The organism is Paracidovorax avenae ATCC 19860 (assembly GCF_000176855.2).
Taxonomy (GTDB): domain Bacteria; phylum Pseudomonadota; class Gammaproteobacteria; order Burkholderiales; family Burkholderiaceae_C; genus Paracidovorax; species Paracidovorax avenae.
On record NC_015138.1, the window covers coordinates 1926128 to 1952023 of the forward strand.

The 25896-nt window shown below is 70.2% G+C and carries 19 protein-coding genes and 1 pseudogene; 5 read left to right on the plus strand and 15 right to left on the minus strand.

Annotated elements, in window-relative coordinates:
• The first annotated feature begins 59 nt into the window (after positions 1-59).
• Both ettA and ACAV_RS08575 read left to right on the plus strand, forming a co-directional pair.
• Positions 60-1721 carry an energy-dependent translational throttle protein EttA gene (gene ettA / locus ACAV_RS08570; RefSeq protein WP_013594171.1) on the plus strand — a complete coding sequence of 554 codons (1662 nt, stop codon included), beginning with the start codon at positions 60-62 and terminating at the stop codon, positions 1719-1721.
• Between the two features lie 83 nt (positions 1722-1804).
• Positions 1805-4207 (plus strand): DUF1631 family protein, encoded by a 2403-nt coding sequence (locus ACAV_RS08575; RefSeq protein WP_013594172.1) that lies wholly within the window; start codon positions 1805-1807, stop codon positions 4205-4207.
• 16 nt (positions 4208-4223) lie between these two features.
• Here ACAV_RS08575 and ACAV_RS08580 read toward each other — a convergent pair whose 3' ends face one another.
• The 3 genes from ACAV_RS08580 to ACAV_RS08590 all read right to left on the minus strand — a co-directional run bounded on the left by ACAV_RS08580 (position 4224) and on the right by ACAV_RS08590 (position 7742).
• Positions 4224-5600 carry a TAXI family TRAP transporter solute-binding subunit gene (locus ACAV_RS08580; RefSeq protein ID WP_013594173.1) on the minus strand — a complete coding sequence of 459 codons (1377 nt, stop codon included), beginning with the start codon at positions 5598-5600 and terminating at the stop codon, positions 4224-4226.
• A complete protein-coding gene (locus ACAV_RS08585) occupies positions 5597-6643 on the minus strand; it encodes a P1 family peptidase (protein ID WP_013594174.1) in 1047 nt (348 codons plus the stop codon). Before ACAV_RS08585 ends, ACAV_RS08580 begins: the two co-directional genes overlap by 4 nt.
• 67 nt (positions 6644-6710) lie before the next feature.
• A complete protein-coding gene (locus ACAV_RS08590; protein ID WP_013594175.1) occupies positions 6711-7742 on the minus strand; it encodes an AraC family transcriptional regulator in 1032 nt (343 codons plus the stop codon).
• Positions 7743-7922: 180 nt separating this feature from the next.
• On the opposite strand from ACAV_RS08590, the gene ACAV_RS08595 reads away from it, so the two are divergent.
• From ACAV_RS08595 to ACAV_RS08605, 3 genes are read left to right on the plus strand one after another with little or no spacing between them, the layout of a single operon-like run.
• The gene (locus ACAV_RS08595; protein WP_013594176.1) at positions 7923-9353 is read left to right on the plus strand and encodes a coniferyl aldehyde dehydrogenase; all 1431 of its coding nucleotides are present in this window, start codon (positions 7923-7925) and stop codon (positions 9351-9353) included.
• A gap of 29 nt (positions 9354-9382) precedes the next feature.
• Positions 9383-11041, plus strand: coding sequence for a GMC family oxidoreductase (locus tag ACAV_RS08600; protein ID WP_013594177.1), 1659 nt, complete (start codon positions 9383-9385; stop codon positions 11039-11041).
• Positions 11028-13550: a flavin-containing monooxygenase gene (locus tag ACAV_RS08605; RefSeq protein WP_013594178.1), complete on the plus strand. Its 2523-nt coding sequence runs from the start codon at positions 11028-11030 to the stop codon at positions 13548-13550. The genes ACAV_RS08600 and ACAV_RS08605 overlap by 14 nt, the downstream gene beginning before the upstream one ends.
• Before the next feature lie 18 nt (positions 13551-13568).
• Here ACAV_RS08605 and ACAV_RS08610 read toward each other — a convergent pair whose 3' ends face one another.
• From ACAV_RS08610 to ACAV_RS08660, 12 genes and pseudogenes are all read right to left on the minus strand, one after another.
• Entirely contained in the window at positions 13569-13994 is a 426-nt protein-coding gene (locus ACAV_RS08610) for a hypothetical protein (protein WP_013594179.1), read from the minus strand.
• Positions 13995-14009: 15 nt separating this feature from the next.
• A complete protein-coding gene (traT, locus tag ACAV_RS08615) occupies positions 14010-14729 on the minus strand; it encodes a complement resistance protein TraT (protein WP_013594180.1) in 720 nt (239 codons plus the stop codon).
• A 2-nt stretch (positions 14730-14731) separates the two neighbouring features.
• Entirely contained in the window at positions 14732-17098 is a 2367-nt protein-coding gene (locus ACAV_RS08620; protein WP_013594181.1) for a S1C family serine protease, read from the minus strand.
• Positions 17099-17362: 264 nt separating this feature from the next.
• Complete coding sequence (locus ACAV_RS08625) at positions 17363-17716, minus strand: cupin domain-containing protein (RefSeq protein WP_013594182.1); 354 nt, start codon at positions 17714-17716, stop codon at positions 17363-17365.
• 191 nt (positions 17717-17907) lie between these two features.
• Entirely contained in the window at positions 17908-18222 is a 315-nt protein-coding gene (locus ACAV_RS25060) for a copper-binding protein (RefSeq protein ID WP_244875552.1), read from the minus strand.
• Positions 18208-18735: pseudogene (locus ACAV_RS25065) on the minus strand (DUF411 domain-containing protein); the annotation flags it as partial. The pseudogene ACAV_RS25065 and the gene ACAV_RS25060, both read right to left, overlap by 15 nt.
• Before the next feature lie 84 nt (positions 18736-18819).
• Positions 18820-20259, minus strand: coding sequence for a multicopper oxidase family protein (locus tag ACAV_RS08635; RefSeq protein WP_013594184.1), 1440 nt, complete (start codon positions 20257-20259; stop codon positions 18820-18822).
• A gap of 3 nt (positions 20260-20262) precedes the next feature.
• Positions 20263-21750 (minus strand): TolC family protein, encoded by a 1488-nt coding sequence (locus tag ACAV_RS08640; RefSeq protein WP_013594185.1) that lies wholly within the window; start codon positions 21748-21750, stop codon positions 20263-20265.
• Positions 21747-22280, minus strand: a complete 534-nt coding sequence (locus ACAV_RS08645) for a hypothetical protein (protein ID WP_013594186.1) — start codon at positions 22278-22280, stop codon at positions 21747-21749. The genes ACAV_RS08640 and ACAV_RS08645 overlap by 4 nt, the downstream gene beginning before the upstream one ends.
• 109 nt (positions 22281-22389) lie before the next feature.
• A complete protein-coding gene (locus ACAV_RS08650) occupies positions 22390-22815 on the minus strand; it encodes a hypothetical protein (protein ID WP_013594187.1) in 426 nt (141 codons plus the stop codon).
• Between the two features lie 34 nt (positions 22816-22849).
• Complete coding sequence (locus tag ACAV_RS08655; RefSeq protein WP_013594188.1) at positions 22850-23482, minus strand: YitT family protein; 633 nt, start codon at positions 23480-23482, stop codon at positions 22850-22852.
• A gap of 294 nt (positions 23483-23776) precedes the next feature.
• Positions 23777-25894 carry a heavy metal translocating P-type ATPase gene (locus ACAV_RS08660; protein WP_013594189.1) on the minus strand — a complete coding sequence of 706 codons (2118 nt, stop codon included), beginning with the start codon at positions 25892-25894 and terminating at the stop codon, positions 23777-23779.
• Positions 25895-25896: the final 2 nt, after the last annotated feature.

Here is a 25896-nt window from a genome sequence, read left to right on the forward strand (position 1 = left end):
CTCCCCGCCGCTGCCTCCCGTCCGGGCGGAGCCGCCCCCATTCCAAGGAAAGAAAGCCAATGGCCCAGTACGTTTATTCGATGAACCGCGTCAGCAAGACCGTGCCCCCGAAGCGGCAGATCTTGAAGGACATCTCCCTGTCGTTCTTCCCCGGCGCCAAGATCGGCGTGCTGGGCCTGAACGGCTCGGGCAAGTCCACGCTGCTGAAGATCATGGCCGGCGTTGACAAGGAGATCGAGGGCGAAGCCATCCCCATGCCGGGCCTGAAGATCGGTTATCTGCCGCAGGAGCCGCAACTCGACCCCAGCCACACCGTGCGCGAGAGCGTGGAAGAGGCCATGGGCGAGGTCTTCGCCGCCAAGGCCAAGCTCGAGGAGGTGTATGCCGCCTATGCCGAGCCCGATGCCGACTTCGATGCGCTGGCCGCCGAGCAGGCCCGCCTGGAAGCCATCATCGCCACGGCCGGCACCGATTCCGAGCACCAGCTGGAGATCGCCGCCGACGCGTTGCGCCTGCCGCCCTGGGAGGCCAACGTGGGCGTGCTGTCCGGTGGCGAGAAGCGCCGCATCGCGCTGTGCCGCCTGCTGCTGTCCAAGCCCGACATGCTGCTGCTCGACGAACCCACCAACCACCTGGACGCCGAATCCGTCGACTGGCTGGAACAGTTCCTGCACCGCTTCCCCGGCACCGTGGTGGCCATCACCCACGATCGCTACTTCCTCGACAACGCCGCGGAGTGGATCCTGGAACTGGACCGTGGCCACGGCATTCCGTACAAGGGCAACTACAGCACCTGGCTGGACCAGAAGCAGGCCCGCCTCGAATCCGAGCAGAAGGGCGAGGAAGCCCGCGCCAAGGCCCTGAAGAAGGAACTGGAGTGGGTGCGCCAGAACGCCAAGGGCCGCCAGGCCAAGTCCAAGGCGCGTATCGCCCGCTTCGAGGAACTGAGCGATTTCGAATACCAGAAGCGCAACGAGACGCAGGAAATCTTCATTCCCGTCGCCGACCGCCTGGGCACCCAGGTGATCGAGTTCAAGAACGTCACCAAGTCCTTCGGCGACCGCGTGCTGATCGACAACCTGTCGATGAACATCCCGGCCGGCGCCATCGTCGGCATCATCGGCCCGAACGGGGCCGGTAAATCGACGCTGTTCAAGCTGATCGCCGGCCGCGAGCAGCCCGACAGCGGCGAGGTGGTGATCGGCTCCACCGTCAAGATGGCCTACGTGGACCAGAACCGCGATGCGCTGTCCGACGAGAAGACCGTGTGGGAAGACATCTCCGGCGGCCTGGACATCATCAACATCGGCAAGTTCCAGATGGCGAGCCGCGCCTACGCGGGCCGCTTCAACTTCAACGGCGGCGACCAGCAGAAGAAGGTCGGCAGCCTGTCGGGCGGCGAACGCGGGCGCCTGCACCTGGCCAAGACGCTGATCGCGGGCGGCAACGTGCTGCTGCTCGATGAACCCTCGAACGACCTGGACGTGGAAACCCTGCGCGCCCTGGAAGACGCACTGCTGGAATACGCGGGCACCGTGCTGGTCATCAGCCATGACCGCTGGTTCCTCGACCGGATCGCCACCCACATCCTGGCCGCCGAAGGCGACAGCCAGTGGGTGTTCTTCGACGGCAACTACCAGGAATACGAAGCCGACAAGAAGAAGCGCCTGGGCGAAGAGGGCGCCAAGCCCAAGCGCATGCGCTACAAGGCGCTCAAGTGAACGCGGGACGGCTCCACCCCACCCGGTAGCTCCGTCCTTTTTCCCGCCGCGATCCCCACCGCGCCGAACCACGCCGCCGCGCCATGTCCGCCATCGCCCCCACCGCCCGGTCGGCTTTCCGTGCCTGCGTCGTGGCAGCCATCCGCGACGGCGAGGCGATGATGGAGGCGCTGGTGGCGCAAACGCGCGATGCCCTGGAGGCAGAGGCGCCGCTGGCGCGCGAGCCACGGCGGCGCGATGCGCTGGAGGGGGCCGGCGCGCTGCTGGCGCAGCACGCGCCCGCGCTGGTGCGGGGCTTTCCCATGGCCCTGCTGGAGATCTTCGCGGGCGCCGAGCCGGACGCCCGGGCGAGGCCTTCCGAGCCCGCAGGGCTGGACTTCGGCGAGCTGTCCCTGATGGACGAGGCCGAGGTCATGGCGCAGGTGGAACTGTCGCGCGCCCAGCAGGTGGCGCTGCATGCCACCGAAGCCGTGCTGGCGGAGCTGGACGCGCTGGTGAGCGCGGCCCAGGGACTGCCCAGCGTGCGACCCGACCGCAATCCGTTGCGACCGGAGAACTACATCCGCGCCCTGCAGCAGGTGGTGGGCACCACAGGGGTTTCATCCGACGTGCGCACCCTCTGGATGGCGCCGCTGCGCAACGCCCTGGGCACCCAGCTCCAGGGCGCCTACCGCAGCGCCGCCGCCCGGCTCCGCGAGGATGGCGTGCAGCCTGTGGGCTATGCGGTCGCAGGCCATGCCGCGGGGCGGGGCGCCGCCGCCGGGCGCTGGCAGGGGCCGGCGTCCGCCCAGGTGGACGGCGGGCAGGGCGGCGCCTGGGGCACGGGATACGGCCCCGTCCCCGGCCTGGGAGATGTGCATCCCGCGCAGGGTGGATGGCGGGGGCCGGTGACTGACTGGAGCGGCATGGCGGGCGCACCGCTGCAGCCTTCCCGGCCGGCAGTGCTGGCGCCCGAGGCCGAGGAAGCGTTGCTCACCGTCGCCATGCTCCGGCAGATGCTGGCCCAGCCGATGGGGGCGCTCGCGACCCCGGTGGCCGCAGGCGTGCCTGCGCATCTGGCGCTGGCGGCGCACCCGGGTGGGCTGGACGGCCTGCCGGTGGCCGGCCTGCCCCTGGCCGCCCCCCCGGACGGCGGTCTCGCCGCCGCTGCGGCCGAGGCCATGGAGGACATCGCCGAGCTCGAGCGCATCGTGGGCCGCCTGTCCGGCAGCCTGCCCGCACCGCTCGCCGCCATGGGGCCCGCAACCGCGCATCCGGGCAGGGCAGCGGTCCCCATCGCGCCGCCGGCAGCCGGTCCGGCCGGCGCGCCCGCACGGTCCCGGTCGCGCACCGCCAGCGAGGTGGTCAGCCGCATGATGGACAACATCGCGCAGGATGACCGCCTGCTGGCGCCGGTGCAGCGCTCGCTGCAGAACCTGCGACCGGCGCTGCAGCGCCTGGTGCGGCACGATCCGCGCTTTTTCACCGACGAGCGGCATCCCGCGCGCCGCCTGCTGGACGCGCTCACCCAGCGGGCGCTCTCGTTCGATTCCGAGGACGCGCATGACTTCAGCGGCTTCGCGCGCCTCATGGAGCGGGCCGTGGAAAGCGTGACTTCGGGCGACACCCGCAGCGCCGACACCTTCGCGGCCGCCCTGGCGGGGCTGGAGGCCGGCTGGTCCGAGCAGGACCGGCGCCACCGCGAGCGGGAGGAGTCCGCGCGCGCCGTGGCGCATGAGCTGAAGCGCCGCGAGGAGCTGTCACGGCGCGTGTCGCAGGACATCCGTGCGCTGGCCCGCACCGAGGACGTACCGCCGGACATCGTGGAATTCGCCGCGGGTCCCTGGGCCGACGTGGTGGCGCGCGCCCAGGCGGACCGGCCCGGCGAGGACGACCCCGGCGGCTACCTCGCGGTCGTGCCCGAGCTGTTCTGGCTCGCCCAGCCCGACCTGGCAGCCCGCGCGCCCGAGCGCCTGGCCCCCGTGGTCACGCGCATCCTCGGCGCCCTGCGCGGCGGCCTGGACAGCGTGGGCCACGACGAGGGCATGACCGCCGCGATCCTGGAGCGCGTCGCGACCCTGCACCAGGCGGCCGCCGAACAGGCCGCGGCCCGTGCCGGGGAGGCCGAGGACTCCGGCATGCCGCAGACCGGCCACTCCCTGCTGGAGCCTGAGGAGTCCGAAGAGCCCGAAAGGCCCGGAGAGGCCGGCGAGGACCGGGCCGTAGAGGCAGCCACGCCCACGGACCGGGCGAACGGCTCCGGCGATGAACTCTCCATCGGCACGTGGGTGGAGCTCACCACCAATCACCGCGCGGTGCATACGCAGCTCACCTGGGCCAGCCCGCACCACACGCTGTTTTTGTTCACGGCGCCCGACGGCAGCACGCAGTCCATGACGCGGCGCGTGCGGGACAAGCTCATGGCCGAGGGCGCGCTCAGGGTGCTGCCGGGGCCGCCGGGGAAGATCCGGCCCGCACGTGGCGGATCGCGCAAGCCGGTACGCTGAGCCGCCGCGGGCCGGGCTAATGAGTAGCGGAGGGGGGCTGCATGCCGCCGGCCACCTTCTGCCGCACGATCTGGATGTGGTGGCGCAGCGCGTAGAGCTCGTCCGCGTACGAGAGCGGCACGCTCACCTTCTCGACCTGGGTTTCCAGCCGGGCCAGATGCGCCAGCAGTTCCTGCGGCGGCAGGCCGCCGGTCTCGAACTGGTCCTCGATCTCGCGCAGCCGGCCATACCAGCGGAACACGCGCGAGCGCACGCGGAACTGGTAGAGCGGCGGCACGATGCGCGACAGCGGCAGCATGGCCGCCAGCAGCACGCCCAGCACCAGCCACATGCGCTCGACGAGGTTGGCGATCCAGAACGGCAGGTAGCGCTGCAGCAGCGGTGGCGAGCCGTTGATGGCCCGCTCCCCTTCAGCCGCGATCGGCAGCTCGCTGTGGCGGGTGTTGGGGAATTCGCGCGCGCGGTTGAACCAGCCCGCCCCGCCGTGCAGCGTCTGCGCGCTCTGCGCGAACAACTGCAGCAGCGCCGGGTGCGTGCCCTCGCGCGCCAGCAGCGAGGTGGTGGAGGCCACCAGGCGTATATCGGAGGAAGGCACGTTGCCCGCGAGATCCACCACGCCACGCGGCAGCGTGACGGGCGTGAGGAACGGGAAACGCCGGGCGTAGGCTTCGTTCTGCGGAAAGTCCATGAGCCGCACGCCGGGCGTCTGCAACAGCATTTGCACCATCAGCGATTCGGGCGCGGAGGCGAACACCAGCGCGTCCAGCCGGCCCGCCAGGAAGTCCACCGTGGCGGGCGTCTGGCCCAGTTGCGTGCGGTGTACGCGGGCCGGATCCACCCGGTTGGCCTCCAGCAAGGTGTCCATGAGGGTCGGCACGCCGCTGCCCGGCGTGCCCACGTTCACCCGCAGTCCGCGCAGCTGCGCCAGGCTGGTGAGGCGGCCGCTGGCGGACACGCGCCGCGCCGCGTCGTCCCGGTAGAACAGCCAGATCGGCTCCACGAACAGGCTGCCCAGCGACTCCAGGTTCCCGGCGTCCTCCGGACGCAGTTCGCCCGTGCCGCCCTGCACGAAGGCCAGGTCCGCCCGGCCTTCGCGCAGCAGCTGCAGGTTGGCCGAGGAGCCTTCGCTCTCCAGCAGCACCACGTCGATGCCGTCCGCTGCCAGGGCCTTGCGATAGCGCTGGCCGAACTCGGCATAGGCGCTTTGCGCGGGGCCGGTGGCCAGGGTGACGCGGCGCGGCGGATTGGGCTGCAGCCACCAGTAGGCCAGTGCCACCAGTCCCACGGCCAGGAAGGCGAGCGGGCCGGCCGATAGCAGCAGGTCGCGCACATTCAGCAGGGCGGTACGCAGGCGCCGGGCGGCGGTGCGCGACCGGGCGGCGAGCATGTTCATGGCCAGACTGCTCCCCAGGGTGCCGTGCCGCCCAGTTCCGCCGCGCCGGGCAGGTGCAGGCCCTGCGGCGTGGCGAGCGAGCGCGCCGCGAGCACCGCGCGCAGCGTGGCGCGTGCCGTGACCTCGGCGGCCAGGGTGGACAGCACCATCATGCCCGGCGAACGGCCCGCCAGTCCCGTGCCCAGCGCGAAGAGCGTGTCACCGTCCGACAGCGTGTGCACCGGATTGATGGCGCGCGCCAGCCCGTCGTGCGCGCACACTGCCAGCCGCCGGGCCTGCGCCTTCGTGATGGTGGCATCGGTCGCCACCACGCCGATCGTGGTGTTGGTGCCCGCGAGCAGCGTGTTCGGCACATCCCCGGCCAGCAGCGCGCGGCGCGTGTCGCGCAGCCCCAGCCCGCCGGCCTTGCGGGCGCCGGCCACCGGACGGCCGGACTCCGGGTCCACCACGTCGCCGGCCGCATTGCAGGCCACCAGCGCGCCCACCGTCACTCCCAGCACGGTGATAGACGCGCTGCCGATGCCGCCCTTCATGGCGTATTCCATGCCGAAGAGCTTGCCCACCGAGGCGCCCGCGCCCGCGCCCACGTTGCCTTCGGCCGGGTCCGCGCGCGATGCGGCGGCGCAGGCCGCGTAGCCGGCGGCGGCGTCGGGGCGGATGCGCGCATCGCCCACGGGCAGGTCGAACAGCACGGCGGCCGGCACCAGCGGGATGCGGGCCACGCCCACGTCCAGGCCGATGCCGCGCTCTTCCAGCCAGCGCACGGCGCCGCCGGCCGCATCCAGCCCGAATGCGCTGCCACCGGCCAGCATCACGGCATGGATGCGATCGACCAGGTGCGTGGGCTCCAGCAGGTCGGTCTCGCGCGTGCCGGGCGCGGCCCCGCGCACGTCCACGCCGGCCACGGCACCTTCGCGGGCGATGACCACGCTGCAGCCGGTGGGCCGGCGGGCGTCGGTGCTGTGGCCGACCTCGATGCCGGCGACGCGGGTGATGGAGCCGGCGTCGCCGGCCGGGCCAGGGGATTGCGAGAACTGGGACATGGAAAAAAGGGCCGGTTTGCCGGCGTGCCTCGGAGGGCGCCACCATAGCGCAAGCGCGCAGGCTCCGTCAGCCCGTGCGGCGGGTGCGGCGGAATCCCTCCGGCGACACGCCGTGCCAGCGCTTGAAGGCCTGCGAGAAGGCCGACAGGTCGGCATAGCCCATGCGTTCCGCCACTTCGGTCAGGCTCAGCCGATGTTCGCCCACCAGCGCCGCAGCGGACGCGGCCTGCGACTGCGCCACCAATTGCCGGAAGGACGTTCCTTCGCCCTGCAGACGCCGCTTGAGCGTGCGCTCGCTGGTATGCAGCAGGCCCGCGATGTGGTGCAGGCTGGGCAGAGCGCCGGGCGGCAGCGCGGCGAGCTGGTGCCGCACCATGGCTGCGCAGCCGATGTCCACGCGCCGCTGCTCCATCAGCTTCTGGCACATGCGCTCGCACATCGCCGCAGTCGCCGGGTCTGCCTGGGGCAGGGGCCGGGCGAGGTAGGCGCGGTCGTAGGCGATCAGGTATTCGCCGGCCTTGAAGTCGGGCACTGCCCCGAGGATGTCGTGGATGCCGGCGGGCGGTGCCCCGATCCTGCCGGGCAGGGCCTTGAGCGCGATGCGGTCCAGCCGGAAGCCGTCGCCCGCCACCTGCCGCATCAGCATGGCTGCGGCGGCCAGATCGCGCTCGACCAGGAGGCGGCCGAGCCCGGGCGCCAGGTCCGGCTCGCCGAAATGCACTTCCACGGAGTCCTCCAGCACCCGCGTGCTGATGGTCGAAAACGCATACGAGAGCGGCAGGAAGCGCATCGCCGCCTGCAGCGCCGCGCCGGCCGTGGCGCTGCTCAGCAGGCCGTAGCCCCACATGCCGAAGTTACCCAGCCGGTAGCGCAGGCCCAGCTCCAGTCCCAGGCCGGGCGGGTGCCCCAGCAGCCGCGACAGATTGCGCGCCACCTGCAGCTCCTGCTCAGGCTCCAGCTCGGCGTCGGGATCGGCCAGCAGGGCCTCGGCGATGCCGCTGCCGGCAAGCAGCGACGGGCAGTCCAGCCCTTTTTCACGGCCGTACTCCACCAGCAGGCGCGCGCCCGTGACCCCTCTTCGGAATGCCAGAAAGCTCATCCAGACTTACCCTCGATGCCGCCGATTTGGCCTGAATTCTAAAGTGGCTGGCCCGGCCGCGCCTTGTGGCGCATGCAGCGGGATTCGATGATGGGCCCATGCATAACGACGATACGGAGACATGATGCGCGTGCGAATCCCATCCACGAGACCGTGCCCGGGAGCCGCCGGGAGGCAGCCATGCTGATGCAGGCCCCCCTCCCTGGTGCATCGCTGGCCGGCATGCTGGCCCGCCAGCGCTCGGCATTCGACAGCGAGCCGATGCCCTCCTGGCAGGTGCGCGTCGATCGCCTGCGCCGCCTGCTGGAGTTGACGCACCGGTGCGAGGCGCGCTTCATCGCGGCCATCGATGCCGACTTCAGCGGCCGCAGCGCGCACGAAAGCCGGCTGGCTGAATTGTTCGTGGTGCGCGCCGGCATCCGCCATGCCCTGCGCCACCTGCGCGGCTGGATGCGCCCGCGCCGCGTGCCCACGCAGGTGCATTTCCTGCCGGGCAGCAACCGCCTGCTGCCGCAGCCGCTGGGCGTGGTCGGCGTGGTCGCGCCGTGGAACTATCCGCTGCAGCTCGCGCTGGGACCTGCCGTGGCGGCTCTGGCGGCGGGCAACCGGGTGCTCATCAAGCCGTCGGAACTCACGCCCCGCCTCGCGGACGCGCTGGCCCGGGCCGTATCCGATGCATTCGATCCTTCCGAAGTGGCCGTGGTGACCGGCGATGCCGACGTGGCCCGCGCCTTCGTGGAGCTGCCCTTCGACCACCTGTTCTTCACGGGATCCACGGCCGTGGGACGGCTGGTGGCGCAGGCCGCGGCGAAGCACCTGGTGCCGGTGACCCTGGAGCTGGGCGGCAAGTCTCCGGCCATCCTCGATGCCAGCTGCGACCTGGGCGAGGCGCTGCCTCGCATCGCCTTCGGCAAGCTGCTCAATGCCGGCCAGACCTGCATCGCGCCCGACCACCTGCTGGTGCCCTTCGGCCGGGGCGAGGAGGTGGCGCGCGGCCTGGCCGCCGCCATGGGCACGCTCTACCCGCGTTTGCGCGACAACCCGGATTACACCGCCATCGTCAGCGATCGCCACCGCCAGCGCCTGCTCGCGCTGCTGGACGAAGCCCGGGCCGAAGGAGCACGCATCGTCGAGGTGAACCCCGCGCAGGAGGATTTCAGCGCCGGTACGCGCAAGCTGCCGCCAGCCCTGGTGCTGGGCTGCACGCCGCGCATGCGCCTGCTGCAGGAAGAGATCTTCGGCCCGGTCCTGCCCATCGTGGAAGTGGCCGGCACCGATGCGGCGATCGCCCACGTGAGGGCAGGCGACCCGCCTCTGGCCCTGTACTGGTTCGGCCGCGACCGGGTGGCCGAAGGCCGGGTGCTGGGCGGGACGCTGGCTGGCGGCGTCACGGTCAATGACTGCCTCTGGCATCTCGCGCAGGAGCACCAGCCTTTCGGCGGCGTGGGGTCGAGCGGGCAGGGCGCCTACCACGGCCGCTGGGGGTTCGACCGGCTGAGCCATCTCAAGCCCGTGTTCCGCCAGGCCCGGTTGAATGGCACGGCAATGTTCCATCCACCCTATGGCAAGACCTTCGAGCGCCTGCTCGGCTTGCTGGAGCGGCTGGCCTGACCTGAAGTAATGATGAAGGAGACAACAACATGAGCGACCTCTTCGATTTCGTGGTGGTGGGCGGCGGCTCCGGCGGCTGCGTGCTGGGCGGGAGGCTGACGGAGGACCCGTCCAGCAGCGTGTGCCTGCTGGAAGCGGGCGGACGCGGCGACGGCACGCTGGTCCGCATGCCGGTCGGTGCCGTCACGATGATCCCGACCCATCTGAACAACTGGGCCTTCGAGACCGTGCCCCAGCCCGGCCTGGGGGGGCGCCGCGGCTACCAGCCTCGCGGCCGCGCCCTGGGCGGTTCGTCGGCGATCAACGCGATGGTCTATATCCGCGGGCACCGCGGCGATTACGACGATTGGGCGCGCATGGGGGCCACGGGCTGGTCGTACGACGAGGTGCTGCCGTATTTCCGCCTCTCCGAGCACAACGAGCGCATCCACGATGCCTGGCACGGCAGCGACGGCCCGCTGTGGGTGGCCGATCCGCGCACGGACAGCCCGTTCCACGCCGCCTTCCTGGAGGCGGGGCGGCAGGCGGGCCATGCGGTGAACACCGACTTCAACGGGGCCGAGCAGGAGGGCGTGGGCGTCTATCAGCTCACGCAGAAGCACGGCGAGCGCTGCAGCGCGGCACGCGCGTACCTGCTGCCGCACCTGGGGCGGCGCCCGAACCTGGAGGTGCGTACCCATTCCCGGGCGCTGCGCGTGCTGTTCGAGGGCCGGCGCGCCGTGGGCGTCGAGTACCTGCAGGATGGCGTGGTGCGCAGCGTGCGTGCGCGGCGCGAGGTGATCCTGGCGGCCGGCGCGCTGCAGACGCCGCAGCTGCTGATGCTCTCGGGCGTGGGCGCCCTCCATGCCCTGTCCGCGCAAGGCCTGCCGGTGGTGATGCACCTGCCCGGCGTGGGGCAGAACCTGCAGGACCATCCCGATTTCATTTTCGGCTACCAGGTGGACAGCACCGCCGCCATGGGGGTCTCCCTGTCCGGCGGACTGCGCATGCTGCGCGAGGCGCTGCGCTACCGGCGGGAGCGTCGGGGCATGCTGACCTCGAACTTCGCCGAGTGCGGCGGCTTCCTGCGCTCGCGTCCCGATGCGGACCGGCCCGACCTGCAGTTGCACTTCGTCGTCGCCATGGTGGACGACCACGCCCGCCGGTTCCGCATGGGCCACGGCCTCTCGTGCCATGTCTGCCTGCTGCGCCCGCGCAGCCGCGGCAGCGTGGCCCTGGCCAGCCGTGACCCGCTGGCTGCGCCGCTGATCGATCCCGCCTTCTATGCCGACGGGCAGGACCTGGAGGACATGGTGCGGGGCTTCCGCATCACGCGGCAGATCATGCAGGCGCCTGCCATGGCCCGCTGGCTGCGCCGGGATGTGTTCACGCAGGGGGTGGAGTCGGACGAGCAGATCCGCGCGGTGCTGCGCGCCCGCACCGATACGGTCTATCACCCCATCGGCACCTGCCGCATGGGCTCGGACGAGAACGCGGTGGTCGATCCGCAGCTGCGCGTGCGCGGACTGGACCGGTTGCGCATCGTGGATGCCTCGGTCATGCCGACGCTGATCGGCGGCAATACGAACGCCCCCACCATCATGATCGCCGAGAAGGCCGTGGACCTCATACTTGGACGCCGGCGCGTTGCGCAGGACGGCGCCGCTTCGCCAGCCATGCCGCAGGAGGCTGCCCATGCGATCGCCTGAGACCCCTGCCGCGGTTCCCGGCGCCACGTCCTTCCGCTTCCTCGTCATCGGCACCGGCTTCGCCGGGCTGGGCATGGCGATCGCGCTGCGCAAGGCCGGCATCGACGACTTCGCCATCCTCGAAAAGGCCGGCGACGTCGGCGGCGTCTGGCGCGACAACGCCTATCCTGGAGCGGCCTGCGATGTGCCCTCGCACCTGTATTCGTTCTCCTTCGAGCCCAACCCGCGCTGGAGCCGCGTGTTCGCGCCGCAGGCGGAGATCCTCGATTACCTGCGCCATTGCGCGCGCCGCTACGACCTGCTGCGCCATGTGCGCTTCCACAGCGAAGTCGCCTCTGCCGCGTGGGACGAAGCCGGCCAGCGCTGGCAGGTGCAACTGCAGGGTGGCCAGCGGTTGTCCGCGCAGTTCCTGGTCAGCGGTACCGGCCAGCTCAGCCGGCCGGCGCTGCCGTCCATCGCCGGCATCGAGAACTTCGCCGGCCCCAGCTTCCACTCGGCGCGCTGGGACCACGGCGTGGAGCTGGCCGGCAAGCGCGTGGCGGTGATCGGCACCGGCGCATCGGCCATCCAGTTCGTGCCCGCCATCGCTGGCAAGGTGGGCGAGCTGCATGTCTTCCAGCGCTCGCCCAGCCACATGATGCCGCGCCCCGACCGGGCCTACAGCGGGCTGGAGAAGACCCTGTTCCGCTTCGTGCCCGGCGCCATGCGGCTGCATCGCACATGGATCTACCTGAAATACGAGTCGCGCGCGCTGGCCTTCACGCGCTTCAAGGGCCTGATGCAGTGGGCCGTGGGCCGGCCCTTCCACAATATGCTGGAGCGGCAGGTGCCCGATAAGGCGCTGCGCGAGGCGCTCACGCCCGACTATCCCATCGGCTGCAAGCGCATCCTGCTGTCGAGCGAATACCTGGCCACCATGGCGCGCACCAACGTGCATGTGCAGACCGGCGCCATAGACCGTGTGGAGCCGGACGGCATCCGCACCCGCGACGGCCAACTGCACCGTGCCGACGTGATCGTCTACGGCACGGGCTTCGCGGCCACCGAGTTCCTCTCGCCCATGAAGATCACCGGCCGCGGCGGGCTGGAGTTGAACGCCGCGTGGCAGCGCGGCGCGGCGGCCTACCTGGGCATCACCGTTCCGGGCTTTCCCAACTTCTTCATGCTCTACGGCCCCAACACCAACCTGGGCCACAACTCGATCGTCTACATGATCGAAAGCCAGATCGCCCACACCATGCGCTGCCTGCGCGCCATGGAGCGCTCGGGCGCGGCCACCATCGAGCCGGATGCGCAGCGCTTCGATCGCTACAACCGCCACATCCAGCAGCGCCTGCGCCACACCGTCTGGAATGGCTGCAAGAGCTGGTACGTGGACGCCAACGGCCACAACAGCACCAACTGGCCGGGCTTCACGCTGAGCTACCGCGCCGCCACGCGCTGGTCGGGCCTGGACGCCTACCGGCTGCAGGGCCCGCAGGCGGGCGCCGAGGCCACGCGCATCGCACCGCCGCCCGGTGTCGCGGAAAACCTCTCGGCCGCCTTGCTGCGCGGCTTCCTGCGGCTGGGCTTCAAGCGCCTCATCGGCCCGCCCTTCGGCGCAGGCTGGCAGCGTGCGGTGGTGGGCCTGCTCTCGCCGCTGATGCCCGGCGCGCGCGGCACCATCCAGTACCGGGAGCAGTGGGGCGGTGTTCCGATGCAGGTCGTATCGCCTGCCGTGGGCGAAGGCCGCACCCATGTGCTCTACCTGCACGGCGGCGCCTTCTGCCTGGGCAGCCCGCACACGCACCGCAGCATCACCACGCGGCTGGCCCTGTCGGCCGGCGCCGTGGTGGCCGTGCCGGATTACCGCCTGGCGCCAGAGCACCCGTACCCAGCAGCACTGGACGATGCCCGCGCCTGTTACCAGGCGCTGCTGGCGCGCGGCGTGGCGCCCGGGCGCATCGTGCTGGCCGGCGATTCGGCCGGCGGCGCGCTGGCCATGGCGCTGCTGCTGTCGCTCAAGCGTGCCGGCCAGCCGCTGCCGGCCTGCAGCCTGCTGATTTCGCCAGTGACCGATCCGGCGTTGCGCGGGGCGAGCCTGGCGGACCTGCGTGCCGGAGACCCGATGATCCGCGAAGGCTGGCTGCGCCAGGGGCTGGCCTGGTATGGCGCCCCGGCCACGGCTGGCGAGCACCAGCCTCTGGGGGCGGACCTTTCCGGCCTGCCGCCCGTGATGATCCAGGTGGGCGAGCAGGAGGTACTGCGGGACGATTCGCTGCGGCTGGCCAACCGGCTGCAGCAGGCGGGCGTGGAGTGCCGCCTGCAGGTGTGGCAGGGGCGCTGGCACGTATTCCATCTGCAATCGGCCTGGCTGCGGTCTGCGGCCCTGGCCATTGGTGAACTGGGCGTGTTCGCCCGGGAGCGGGTCCGGAGCGCGGGCGGACGGGGCGCGAGCATCGCGCAGGCGCGTTCCATCGGCACCGCGGCAAGGGACGTGGGCCGGCAGGACGCCTGCGCATTGCCTTGAAGCATGCCTGTGCGGAAGTCACCGCGGCGGGAGGCGCTCCCCGCTGCGGCAAGCCGCGAACAATTCGCCCAGCGTCAGGTGTTCTGACCATATCGCCTCGAGATCCACGCCGTAGCGGCCACGGGTCTCGAGCGCCAGGACCTCGAGTTCCATCGCATCCACGCCCAGGCCGCCCTTGCGCGGGTAGCGCGCGGCATAGACATCCAGGATACGGTCTTCCGGGGCGAACCGCAGCCGTTCGCCGGCATGCAGGAGGAAGCTGCCTGCGAACATGTCCAGGAAGTCGCGGATCTCCTCCTTGCCGGCATGCGGAAATGCGCGCCTCCAGGCGCGGCCCTGGCACGGGCGGCCGCGGAACGGCCCGGGGGCCCGAATTCCGGGCCGGGAAATCCACAGGGCGCCTGCTGCCAGCAGATCGGTGAACGCTCGTACGAACGCAGGCATGCCTGGCTGCAAACTTCAGAGGAGGTTGGACAAAACCCGGGCCAGGCGGTCCTGGATGGCGTCCATCACCTGCCCCCGGCGTTCGCGCCGATCTCCGGCATATACGGCAACTTTCACTGTTTCGCGCATCGCGAAAGACTCGAACGTGCCGTTGTCTTCCTGGCGTTGTTCAATGCGGTTTCCGCCGATCACGAAGAAGTCCTTTTTGCGGTTCTCCTGTTTCACGACACCGACATTGACGTCAGAGAGCACGAGATAGCTGTCGTATTCGTTGTTGGCTCGCAGCACTTCCTGCAGTGTCGCGCCCGCGACGGCTCCCAGCAATGCCCCCGAGCCCGGCCCCATGCCACCGGGGCGCTTGGCCATCTCGTAGCCGGCCACGCCCCCCAGCAGCATGCCCAACTCATTGGACGCACGCTGGCGACCTTGTGCCACCGAGTTCATGAAGTAAAGGTTCACGTCAACGAGGATGCCGAAGTTCTGCTCGCCGATCTGGTAGCCGGCAGCGCGCAGGCCAGACTCCATTGCACTCCGGATTGCAGAGACGTCGATGGATGGGTCCCCGGAGGAATTGCGCAGGCGGAGCTTCACAGTCCGGTTGGCGAACTGGCTGGGATCGACGAACACGTTCTTCGATGTGGCGCTTCCGATCTTGAATGCGTTGACCTGGGTGTCATGGGCGGCGCATCCAGCGAGGGCCATGAGCACCAGTGGCAGGAAAAGTCGGGTTCTCATGGTCATTTGCCTTTGAATCGATCGAGATACGACCGGATCTCGTTGTAGGAGACGCTGAAATTGAGGTTCTGCGAGCCTTTGTCCACACGGATCCAGTCATTGACTCCGATCACGGCGTCCTTGAGCAGTAGCGGTCCGCCCGAATTTCCCTGGCTGATGGGCGTATCGGTCTGTACGAACTCCACGAGGTTGTCGGAACCAATGGCAGCGCTGCGTTGGCGCCGCATCGCGCTGATGACTCCACGCGTGATGGTGAATTCATAGCCCTTTGGATGACCGATGGCCTCGACGGTTTCTCCGAGCTTGAGCGGGCCGGTGTGAATGGCCAGCGGCTTGCCTGCCTGCTGTGCCTTGACCAGTGCGAGATCGAGGCGCACGTCGTGGTCCACTACACGGCCATAGGTCTTCGTGCCATCGTAGTAGGTCAGTTCCACCAGAGATTGGCCCTCGACCACATGGTAGGCAGTGAGCACCAGTTCCGGGGTGATGTAGAACCCCGTGCCGGTGGCTTTCGCGTTGCGTATCACGACGACGCTGTCGAAGCGTCCATCTGCAATCGTGTCGCCCACTGGCGCCCGGGCAGAAGGTGCACTGGCCAATGCCGCAGTGCTGCGTGCATTCACCCCGGAGTAAGTCGGTGCGGCTGACGCATAACTGCGCGTGCTGAGCGTTTTGAGAAACGCCGGCATGTTCGTGTAGGTGCTGGATTCGGCTGCGCGCAGATTGGAGGCGCTGAAGAGTGTGCTGATCGGGATGGTCATCGGTCGCTTTTCCCAGGCCGTGACCTCTTCCTCCGTTTTCACGTTGCGCTGGATGCTGGCCCTTTCCGGGTCGGCATCCCGCACGTTGTAGGCAACGTTGAACACCTCGTTGTCATTGATCTGGAAGCTGTTGCGGAGGATGCGCTTCTTCCGGACGTCGATGACGTAGTAGTTCACATCCGCCGTTTTCGTCGTGTTGATATCGACGGACTGATAGGCATACTCCGAGTACACGGGCTGGTCGATCATCTGGCTGGTGGCAGCGAGCCGTGCCGAAGCCTGGTCAACGCCGGCACGCGCACCGGCGTTCGCCAGGCCGTCAGCGAGACCTTGCAGCGCGCAACCCCAGCCCGAGCACAGCTTCGGTATGGCGCTGCTGATCTGCGCGCGCTGGAATTCGGCCATGGCTTTCTGGTAACTCGCCATCGCAGTGACGTAGTCAGGATTCTGAATTTGCTGGGTTCCCGTCTGAGCGCGGCTCTTGTTGTCCCGCTTGTTCTTGAATTCGCGGGATACCTTCGCCATGGAAAGATCCGTGACGAAGAGGTAGTCGAACCGGGAGATGTCGCCGGAAGCGAAGACGGACTCTGTCGCAGGTGCGAAGCGAAAGTCCAGATCCGGCTTGAAGGCAATCTCGAAGTCAAAGACGTTGCGGTCCTTGAAGCTGGCGCTGGTCAGATCGACATAGCCGATCGTCGCGAGCCCCGCCAGCGCTTCCGCCCCGCTGCCGAAAGGGGTCCGGAGGCTGCCGAGCGTCGACACTTCATCGAGCGATATGTGCCCATCGGCCATGAGTTGCGTGCGCACCATCTCGACATAGGTGTCGTCTATGCTTTTGCGGCTCTGCTCGTGCAGATAAGGTCCGAGCTGGACCGCTTGCCGGTAATAGCCGTCCTTGTCGCTGCCATGGGACGCCAGCTTGGCGAGCGCCGCAGTCTGGAACCTGGAAGAGCCGACATAGTCGCTTTCGCTGAATGTGTGCCTGCCGATGAACTCTGCGCTGTGCCTGCCTTGGCTTAACGTGTCCTCGAACGTGGATTCCAGCGCCTGGGCTTTTCCGGCCTCGGCAAGCTGTATCACGCGCGCGGCTTGTTCTTCCAGTTGCTGTCTCTTGTCTGAGCCCACATGGGTCAATTCAAGCAGCCGGTCCGCTGCAATGGCTTCAAGAACCTGGTCACTGTTCTTGAGGGTGCGAGAAATCTGCGGCCATTGCGATTTGTCGGCGAGGCTGTGGATGCCCCTCAACCCGTTGACCGCCAGGTCCGCCTTGCTGCGGTAGCGGGTTTCCCATACCTGGTTGGCCAGCTGTTCGAATTCAGGTGGAAGAGGTTTTTCGCTGCCCTTGTAGCGTTTCTCGAAATAGGCGGCCTCCTTGAGAAAGAACGCGTCCGCTTCGTCGAACTTCTGCTCTCCGACCAACTTCTTGAATTCGCGCAGTTGCGGGCTGAACGCATCGCCAATGGTTCCGCTGATGTCTTCCAGCCCCAGCTTGCCGAGCTGCAACTGGGGAAGAGAGGAGGCGCTGCCCCCTTGCGTGGTGACGCAGCCTCCGAGAGCCAGGCCCGATGCCAGCAATGCCAGGCGAAGCAGTCCACTGCTTTTGTTCATTCGATCGTTCCTCCTGCAGGCCGGGGCTCGCCATACCGCGGGCCACGCGCCACAGCACGAACCTGTGGAACGTCCCTACCCCCTTATACAACTGGATACATCTTAAGGGATGGATAGGAGATCGCCAATGGGCTTCAGCCCAATCAATTGAGGAAGCTAAATGTGATGGACACGCTCCGTTGGCGGAGCGGAAGGGCGCGATCCGGGGCCTCGGTCCTGCGGTTGGGCCGATCGGGCATCCGCAGCCTGGAGATGGACATTCCGTCAGGCCATGATCCACACCTTGCGCACGGTCTCGATGGTGCGCCAGGTGCCCACGTAGCCCGGCTTCATGATGAAGCAGTCGCCGGCCCTGAAGATCTTCGGCCCGTGGCCGCGCTCGGTGATTTCCACCACGCCGGAGAGGATCAGGCAGAACTCCCAGGTCTCGCCCTTGATGGAGTGGTTGAGGCCCGGGGTGGCTTCCCAGACGCCTGCGCGGACGGCGCCGTTCTTGGCGCTGTCGATGTCCCAATTGCGGCAGACGATGTCGCCCTCGATCACGCGCTCGGCGGGCGGGCGGTATTCGGGGGCTTCGCCCAGCTTGTCGAAGGGGAAGGTCACGAGCAGATCAGACATGGCGAGGTCCTGCAGGGAAGAGGAGGAACCCCCCGCGGGGGGCGATGCTTCGATGCTAGGCGGGTAGGGGGCCTGTAAGGTGCTGAAAACACGCGCGCCGGCAGTGGCAAATGCGCTTTTGCAGTGTGTCCGCCAGCGCAATCTGCCGCCCCCTCGGCGGATGCAGTCCTGGCCTGGGCGCGCCCGTGTTCTCAGGGGCTGGCGGGTTCGATGCGGCTCGCGACGAAGCCGCCGGCATCGCGTTCCGCGAGAAAGCGCACCCGCGCTCCCGGCACCTGGGCTGCCGCAGGAACCGCCTCGCGCACGCGGAACACCATGGTCATGGGAGGCATGTCCAGGTTCCGCAGTTCGCCGTGCCGCAGCGTGATGCGGCGGGTGGCGGCGTCCCAGCGCACGACTTCGCCCTCGCTCAGGTCCGGTGTTTGCGGCGCGTCGCCGGTGTTGGCAGTGGCGCCATGGTCCGCGGGGCCGGCAGCGGCCGGCTGCGCGGAATAGCTGGTGAACACGCGTGCACTGCCGTCACGAGCGACCAGCAGCACGTCATGGGCGTCGCGGCGGCCACCATAGAAGGCCCCGTCCATGCCCGGTGATCCCACCGGCATGCCCGGCACGGCCAGGCCCAGGGCACGGGGCTTGTCGCGCAGCAGGCGGTGTACATCGGCGGCGGGCACGTGGCCTTCGACCAGATAGCCGCCGACGAGGGCGGTGTGGCAGGAGCCGAGCTTTTGCGGCAGGCCGAGCTTTTCGCGCACGGCGGCGTTGCCGGTGTCGTGCACGGTCGCCTTGAAACCATGGGCCTGCATGTGGTCCACCCAGTCCTTGCAGCAGCCGCAGTTCGGGTCTTTCCAGACTTCGACGGGCGTGGGCCCGGGGCTGGCAGCGCGGGCGAGCAAGGGCAGGCTGGCGGCGGCAGTTGCCGTGGCGCAGAGCGCGGTGCCCAGCCAGGCGCGGCGGGTCGCGCCGGTCGCGGAGAGTACGGGCGCCTGGGCGTGGGTGAGGTGCGTGGCGATGTTCTTCATGGCAGGATTCCTTTTCGTGCGGAGCATGCCGCAGTGATGTGGGGAAAGCGGTGGCGCTGCGCGATGGCAGCAATGGCAGAGCGATCAGTGGTCGTGTCCATGGCCCTGGCGACTCCCATGTCCGAGGCCCGGCTTGCGCACGCGGGCTGCGCCGTCGTCGGCGCCCGCATCCGCTGCCGGCGCACCCGCGGCACGTGGTGCAGGCGGCAGGGCATCTGTGCCACCCGGCCATTCATGCGCACGTGTTCCAGGTGGCTGCACGTAGTCGCCCGGGTCGCGGAAATCCCGGACAGCGATCCCCTCGCGCACCTTGAGCACGCTGAACATGCCGCCCATCTCCAGGGGGCCGAACGGGCCTGTGTCGGTCATCATGGGCAGGGTGTTGTCGGGCAGGGGCATTTCCATGGCGCCCATGTCGGCCATGCCGCGTTCGCCCATCACCATGTAGTCGGGCACGATCTTCTGGATCTGTCCCACCAGGCCGCGGTGGTCCACGCCGATCATGGTGGGCACGTCGTGGCCCATGGCGCCCATGGTGTGGTGGCTCTTGTGGCAGTGCACGGCCCAGTCGCCGGGTTCGTCGGCGATGAACTCGATCTGCCGCATCTGCCCCACGGCGACGTCGGTGGTCACCTCGGGCCAGCGTGCCGACGGGGGGACGATGCCGCCGTCCGTGCCCGTCACCTCGAACTCGTGGCCGTGCACGTGGATGGGGTGGTTGGTCATGGTGAGGTTGCCGATGCGCAGGCGCACGCGGTCGCCGCGCCGCGCGACGAAGGGGTCGATGCCCGGGAACACACGGCTGTTCCACGACCAGACGTTGAAGTCCGTCATCTCGTTGATGCGCGGCGTGCGGCTGCCCGGCTCCACCGCGAAGGCACCGAGGAGGAAGGCGTAGTCGCGGTCGGCCGTGGCGATGCGCGGGTGCCGGCCGCGCGCGTCCAGGCGCGGATGCGTGATCCACAGGCCCATGAGGCCCATGGCCATCTGCACCATCTCGTCGGCATGCGGGTGGTACATGAAGGTGCCGGGCCGGCGCGCGGTGAACTCGTACACGAAAGTCTTGCCCGCGGGAATCGCCGGCTGGTTGAGGCCCGACACGCCGTCCATGCCGTTGGGCAGCCGCTGGCCGTGCCAGTGCACGCTGGTGTGCTCGGGCAGGCGGTTGGTGACGAAGATGCGCACGCGGTCGCCTTCGACGACCTCGATGGTGGGGCCGGGGCTCTGGCCGTTGTAGCCCCAGAGGTTGACGTGGAAGCCGGGCGCGAACTCCCGCACCACGGGCTCGGCGACGAGGTGGAATTCCTTGACGCCGGCGTTCATGCGCCAGGGCAGGCTCCAGCCGTTGAGGGTGACGACCGGGTGGAAGGGCAGGCCCGTGGGCGGGAGCGGAGGCACCTGGGTGCCGGCGCCCGCGGGTGCTGCGGCCTCGGGCAGGGATGCGAGGGCCGCGCGGCCCACCGAGGCGGCGGAGAGGGCGGCCACGGCCGTGGCGGCGCCGCCGAAGAAGTGTCTGCGTTGCATGGATCAGTGGCCCGCGTCGGACGGGGCCGCGCTGGACGAGGAAGTGGGGGAGGACAGGGCGGAGGATGTGGCCGTTGCGGAGGCAGGGGGCTGCGCGCCGGGCGAAGCGACCGCGAGCGCGAACTGCAGGTCGGTGTCGGCGAGCCAGAAGTCGCGCCGGGCCGCGACGGCATCGGCCACGGCCTGCGTGGTCTGCCGGGCCTGGGCGAGCAGGTCCCAGACGCTGGCGAGCATGCCGTTGTAGCGCAGCAGGGTTTCGTCCTGGATCTGCTGCTGCAGCGGAACGACGTGCTTTTCCTGCTCCTGCGCCAGCTCCCAGGCGGTGCGGTAACTGCGCCAGTGCACGCGCACTTCGGCGCGGGCCCGCAGTGCGGTCTGTTGGAGCTGGGCCGCGCTTTCCTGCACAAGCCCCCGGGATCGGGCGTTTGCGGCACCTCCCCAGTCGAACAGGGGCAGGGGCAGTTCCAGCTCCCAGCCGCGCTTGACTTCGGAATGACCGCCGCCGCGCTCGGTCGTGGTGTCGCGCCGGTAGCCGAGGCCGATGTCGCCGAAGAGCTGGCCGGCGCGGGCGAAGCCCTGCTGGCCGGCCACGCGGTCCAGCCCGATGCGGGCCGCGCGCACATCCAGTCGCTCGCGAAGGGCGCGCTGTTCCAGTTCCGCTGCATCCATGGGCTCGGTGGGCAGGTCCGGCAGGCGCGGGGGCAGGGTGATCGCTTCGGCCGACGCGCCCCAGAGTCCGAGCGCCAGCGCCAGCGCCTCGCGTTCCGTGGCCGCCGCGAGCCGTGCCCGGGCCAGCCGTGCCCGGGCATCGGCCAGCACGGCCTGCTCGCGGGCGGCCTGCAGCCGGCTCCAGTTGCCGACGCCGGCCATGCGGCGCGCCAGTTCGGCACCGGTCCCGGCGGCATCGTGCATGCGTTCGTGCGCGGCGAGGGTTTCCTGCGCGGCGACGGCACGCAGCCAGGCGATGCGGGCGTCGCTGGCGACGCGCGCCGCATCGGCCGCAGCGGCGAGCGTGTCCTGCTCGCGCAGGCTGCCGGCCCAGCGGTTGCGCCAGGGCAGGGTGACCAGTTCCACCAGGCTGAAGGTGATGGAACGCTCGATCTCGCGCTCGTGCGCGGTCGCGAGCCGCCCCAGGCCCAGTACCGGGTTGGGCAGCGTCAACGCCTGCACGCGCTCGGCGTCCTGCACGCCCAGGCGCGCGAGGCGGGCCTGCAGGCCGGGGTGGCGCAGCAGGGCGATGCGCACGGCAGCGTCCTGCGTGAGCGGCGCGGCCAGCCAGCCGGCCACGGCCTCTCCGGCGGCGCGTTGCGCTGCGGGATCGGTGGGAGGCAGGGCGGCGTTGTCGGCGCCGGCCGTGCGGCCCTGCAACGTGGCCTGCACATCGCCGCGCAGCCCGTCGGGCGAGACGCTGGCGCAGCCTGCCAGCAGGAGTGCGGCGGCCAGTGCCGGCCAGCGCATGGTGCGCGGGGAAGGCATCGGTGCTGCGGTCATGGCTGGTGCCCTCCGGCAGGCGTTGCGCCGTGGTTGGGGTCGCTTCCGTGGTGATGGCCCGGGACGGATGCATGGCCGGGGTGGTGCATGGCCGGAGCAGGCTCGACGACCGCAGGTGGGACCACTGCAGGCGCTGCCGTGGCGGGCACGGCCGGGGCATGCGCGGCGTGGTCCGGCGCCCTGGTGGCGGTGGATGCCCCAGCCGCGGGACTGCGCCCCTGGCGTGCCTCCCAGGCCGCGATGTCGGCATGGCCGCGCGGGAAGGTGGCGACGGCTGCATGGGCGTCGCGCCAGTCCACCAGTGGGGCGTCCGCGGGCCAGGGCGGCAGTGCCGCATGGCGCGGTGGCGCGACGGGCACATCCGGCAGCGCGGCATCGCCCTGGACGGCCGTGGCCGGCGGAAAAGGCGGTTGCGCCGGCACGGCGGCGGGCACGATCAGCGCCGCGGCGAGCGCGCAGCGGTGGAAGAACGAACGATGGAGACGGTATGAAAAACGTCGGGAACGGGCGCAGGGCCCCGGGGTGTGCATGGAAAGCTTCTCCTGGACTCGGAAGCGAAAGCGGAACGCGGCCGCGCCACCGTGCGCCAGGTTCTTCTCGAACGGCACGGGCGGGGCGGACGCACTTCGGGCGTCGAGCTCAGGAAATGGGTGGCTTGGTGGCCCGCGCGGGCAGGGCGCTCGCGAAGCGGACGGCGGCGGGCACGCGCAGGCCGGCGCCGTGGGAAACCGCTCCCGGGGCGGGTGCGGGAGGTGCCATCACCACCGTGTGGCAGATCTCGCAATCGGCGCAGGCGGCATGTGCCGCGTGGTCGCCGGATGCGGCGCCGCAGGCAGTGGGAGGCTGTGCATGCGCTGCGGATTCGCCATGGCAGGCGGGTGCGCCGGTGATGGAGGCGGGGGACGCAGGGTCGTGCCCGGCATGGGCCATGGCATGCGGAGCGTGCACCGAAACCGCACTGCCGGCATGCGCACCTCCCGTCATCTGCGCGGCCATGGCCGGGCCCACGAGCCCGCGCAGGGCCATGAGCACGATCAGCGCGAAGAAGACGAGGGGGCGGCGCATGGGCCCGATGATACGGCGTGCGTTCCGGACGCGTTCAGACGGCCATGTAGCGGCCGGGGCGATGGTTCATGGCCAGCACCAGGTTGAGCGCGACGGCGCCCACGATGGACCAGAGTACCCGCCCCGGCTCGACGGTGAACAGCGCCAGCAGCACGATCGCGCAGTCCACGGCCATCTGCACCTTGCCGGCCCGCCAGCCATGGCGGTCCTGCAGGTAGAGCGCGAGGATGCCGACGCCGCCCAGGCTGCAGCGGTGGCGGAACAGCACCAGGAAGCCCGTGCCCACGATGAGCCCGCCCGCCACGGCCGCGTAGAGCGGCTGCAGCGCCGACAGCTGCAAGAAGCGCGACTGCGCCTCGGTCATCAGCGACAGCAGCAGCACCGCGATGAAGGTCTTGAGGGTGAACGCGCGTCCCATCTTGCGCCACGCCAGCCAGTAGAAGGGCAGGTTCAGCAGGAAGAACCACTTGCCGAAGCCGATGCCCGTGGCGTAGTGCAGCAGGAAGGCGATGCCCGCCGTGCCGCCGGTGAGCAGGCCCGCGCTGGTGAAGAAGGCTACGCCCACCGAGATCAGCAGCACGCCCGTGAACACGGCCAGGGTGTCTTCGGTGGTGCTGTGCGGGACCATGGCGGGGGCGGCGGAGGGCGGGCTGAGGGTCTGGCTCATGGTTGGCGAAAACGGAGGGGTGACAGGCTGTACGGATGGGGTCCCGACGCCGTGGCTCTGTGCGCCTGCATGGCATGCCCTGGCGGGCGGAAAGATCCGCGATTGCAGCACGGGGCGGTGCCCGGCGGCTTGCGGTGCATCAAGCCGTTTTCCGCAGGCAGGCAGAGTTCATGAATTCTAGGGTAAACCCTGAATCCATGGGGCCGCGCTGCGATGGGGCATGGGGCGTTCCCGGTCATACCCACCAGTTGCAAGAACCGTACCCTTTTCCCGCCTGGCAGCGGTGCCTGCTGCTCAGCGTACCGGCCGTTCCACCCCGCGCAGCATGCGCAGCCCGTTGGCCACCACCAGCAGGCTGGCGCCCATGTCGGCAAACACCGCCATCCACATGGTCGCCTGCCCCGCCAGCGCGAGGCCGAAGAAAACGGCCTTGATGCCCAGTGCCAGGGCGATGTTCTGCCACAGCACCGCGTGCGTGCGGCGCGAGAGGCGCACGGTCTCGGCCACGCGGCGCAGGTCGTCGTTCATGATGACCACGTCGGCGGTCTCCATCGCCACGTCGGTGCCGGCGGCACCCATGGCGAAGCCGATGTCGGCGCGCGCCAGCGCGGGCGCATCGTTGATGCCATCGCCGGCCATGGCGGTCATGCCGTGCTTCTGCTGCAGTGCGGCGATGGCCGAGAGCTTCTGCTCGGGCAACAGGCCCGCCTGCACCTCCGAGATGCCCGCTTCCCGCGCGGCGGCCTGGGCCGCTGCCGCGTGGTCGCCCGTCAGCATCACCGGCACGATGCCCAGGGCGCGCAGGTCGGCAACGGCTTCCACCGCCTGCGGCCGCAGGGTGTCGGCCACGGCGAACAGCGACCGCACGCCATGGGCATCACCCAGCAGCGTCACGCTGCGGCCCTCGGATTCATGGGCCGCGGCGGCGGTCTCCACTGCGTCCGTCCACAGGCCGCGCTCCTGCGCCAGCCGCCGGTTGCCGAGGAACCAGGTCGCCCCGTGGATGCGGCCTTCCACGCCGCGGCCGGGCAGGGCGGTGAAGTCCTGCACCTCCGGCAGGTCGGCCGGCGCATCGCCGATGCCGGCAGCGATCGCCCTGGAGACCGGATGGTCCGAGCGCCCCGCCAGCGCGGCGGCCACGTCGGTGGCACCATCCCCGCCGAAGCGTTCGCTGCCCACCAGCACGGGGCGGCCGGCCGTCACCGTGCCTGTCTTGTCGAAGGCCACGGCGCGCACGCCGCGGGCCCGCTCCAGCCACTGGCCGCCCTTGATCAGGATGCCGCGCCGGGCGCCCGCCGCGAGCCCGCTCACCACCGTCACCGGCGTGGCGATGACCAGCGCGCAGGGGCAGGCGATCACCAGCAGCACGAGGGCCCGGTAGAGGGCGTCCAGCCAGGCCCAGCCCAGGGCCAGCGGGGCCCCCACGGCCACCAGGGCCGCCAGTGCGAACACCGTGGGCGTGTAGATGGCGGCGAAGCGGTCCACGAAGCGCTGCATGGGTGCGCGCGAGCCCTGCGCCTCTTCCACCGCGTGGATGATGCGGTCCAGCGTGGTGTTCCCGGCAGCGGCCGTGACGCGGAACTGCAGCTCCGATTGCGCATTGAGCGTGCCGGCATACAGCCCGTCGCCAGGCGCCTTGTCCACGGCCAGGCTTTCGCCGGTCACGCTGGATTCGTCCACCGCCCCGCGGCCTTCCAGCACCACGCCGTCCAGCGGCACCCGCGCGCCGGGGCGCAGCCGCAGCACGCTGCCCACCGGCACCTCGGCCGCAGGTACCGTCCGCCAGCGGCCCTCCTCGCCACGCAGCTCGGCCTGCTCGGGGCTCAGCGCCAGCAGCGCGCCGATGGCGTCCCGCGCGCGGCCCACGGCGCGGTCCTCGATGCGCTCGGCCAGGGCATAGAGGGCCATCACCATGGCGGCCTCCGGCCACTGGCCGATCAGGAAGGCGCCCGTCACGGCCACGGCCATGAGCGCCGAAATGTCCAGGCGGCCGCGCGCCAGCGAGCCCAGGCCGCTGCGGTACACCCCCAGCCCGGCCAGCAGGATGGCAACGGCCGCCACGGCCATGCCGGCGGCCCGCCAGGGCAGGGTGTCGGGGGCGAGCAGGTGCAGCAGTTCGGCGGCGGTCGCGGCGGCCAGCGACGCGCCGAGCCGGCCCCAGCCGGGCAGCATGGCATGGTCATGGTCGTGCCCATGGCCGCCGCCGGCCCCGCTCTCCGGGCCATGCGCATGGTCGTGGCTGCCGCCCCCATGGTCGTGGTCGCCGTGCGACGCCGCAGGCGCCGATGCGGGTGCCGTGGCCCGGGGCGGCGCTCCGCAGGCGCTGCCGCATCCGCAGGCCAGGTCGATGCGTGCCTTGCCTCCCGGGGCGGCAGCCGCCGGAGAGCGATCGGTGGAAGCCGTGCTTGCCATGG

What these genes read in the sequence shown, in the direction of transcription:
- ACAV_RS08655 (WP_013594188.1), bottom strand. Translation starts at nt 23,482, where the DNA reads ATGAGCCAGACCCTCAGCCCGCCCTCCGCCGCCCCCGCCATGGTCCCG.
- ACAV_RS08660 (WP_013594189.1), bottom strand. Translation starts at nt 25,894, where the DNA reads ATGGCAAGCACGGCTTCCACCGATCGCTCTCCGGCGGCTGCCGCCCCG.
- ettA (WP_013594171.1), top strand. Translation starts at nt 60, where the DNA reads ATGGCCCAGTACGTTTATTCGATGAACCGCGTCAGCAAGACCGTGCCC.
- traT (WP_013594180.1), bottom strand. Translation starts at nt 14,729, where the DNA reads ATGAGAACCCGACTTTTCCTGCCACTGGTGCTCATGGCCCTCGCTGGA.
- ACAV_RS08640 (WP_013594185.1), bottom strand. Translation starts at nt 21,750, where the DNA reads ATGACCGCAGCACCGATGCCTTCCCCGCGCACCATGCGCTGGCCGGCA.
- ACAV_RS08625 (WP_013594182.1), bottom strand. Translation starts at nt 17,716, where the DNA reads ATGTCTGATCTGCTCGTGACCTTCCCCTTCGACAAGCTGGGCGAAGCC.
- ACAV_RS08580 (WP_013594173.1), bottom strand. Translation starts at nt 5,600, where the DNA reads ATGAACATGCTCGCCGCCCGGTCGCGCACCGCCGCCCGGCGCCTGCGT.
- ACAV_RS08645 (WP_013594186.1), bottom strand. Translation starts at nt 22,280, where the DNA reads ATGCACACCCCGGGGCCCTGCGCCCGTTCCCGACGTTTTTCATACCGT.
- ACAV_RS08575 (WP_013594172.1), top strand. Translation starts at nt 1,805, where the DNA reads ATGTCCGCCATCGCCCCCACCGCCCGGTCGGCTTTCCGTGCCTGCGTC.
- ACAV_RS08585 (WP_013594174.1), bottom strand. Translation starts at nt 6,643, where the DNA reads ATGTCCCAGTTCTCGCAATCCCCTGGCCCGGCCGGCGACGCCGGCTCC.
- ACAV_RS08650 (WP_013594187.1), bottom strand. Translation starts at nt 22,815, where the DNA reads ATGCGCCGCCCCCTCGTCTTCTTCGCGCTGATCGTGCTCATGGCCCTG.
- ACAV_RS08595 (WP_013594176.1), top strand. Translation starts at nt 7,923, where the DNA reads ATGCTGATGCAGGCCCCCCTCCCTGGTGCATCGCTGGCCGGCATGCTG.
- ACAV_RS08590 (WP_013594175.1), bottom strand. Translation starts at nt 7,742, where the DNA reads ATGAGCTTTCTGGCATTCCGAAGAGGGGTCACGGGCGCGCGCCTGCTG.
- ACAV_RS08610 (WP_013594179.1), bottom strand. Translation starts at nt 13,994, where the DNA reads ATGCCTGCGTTCGTACGAGCGTTCACCGATCTGCTGGCAGCAGGCGCC.
- ACAV_RS08635 (WP_013594184.1), bottom strand. Translation starts at nt 20,259, where the DNA reads ATGCAACGCAGACACTTCTTCGGCGGCGCCGCCACGGCCGTGGCCGCC.
- ACAV_RS08605 (WP_013594178.1), top strand. Translation starts at nt 11,028, where the DNA reads ATGCGATCGCCTGAGACCCCTGCCGCGGTTCCCGGCGCCACGTCCTTC.
- ACAV_RS08600 (WP_013594177.1), top strand. Translation starts at nt 9,383, where the DNA reads ATGAGCGACCTCTTCGATTTCGTGGTGGTGGGCGGCGGCTCCGGCGGC.
- ACAV_RS08620 (WP_013594181.1), bottom strand. Translation starts at nt 17,098, where the DNA reads ATGAACAAAAGCAGTGGACTGCTTCGCCTGGCATTGCTGGCATCGGGC.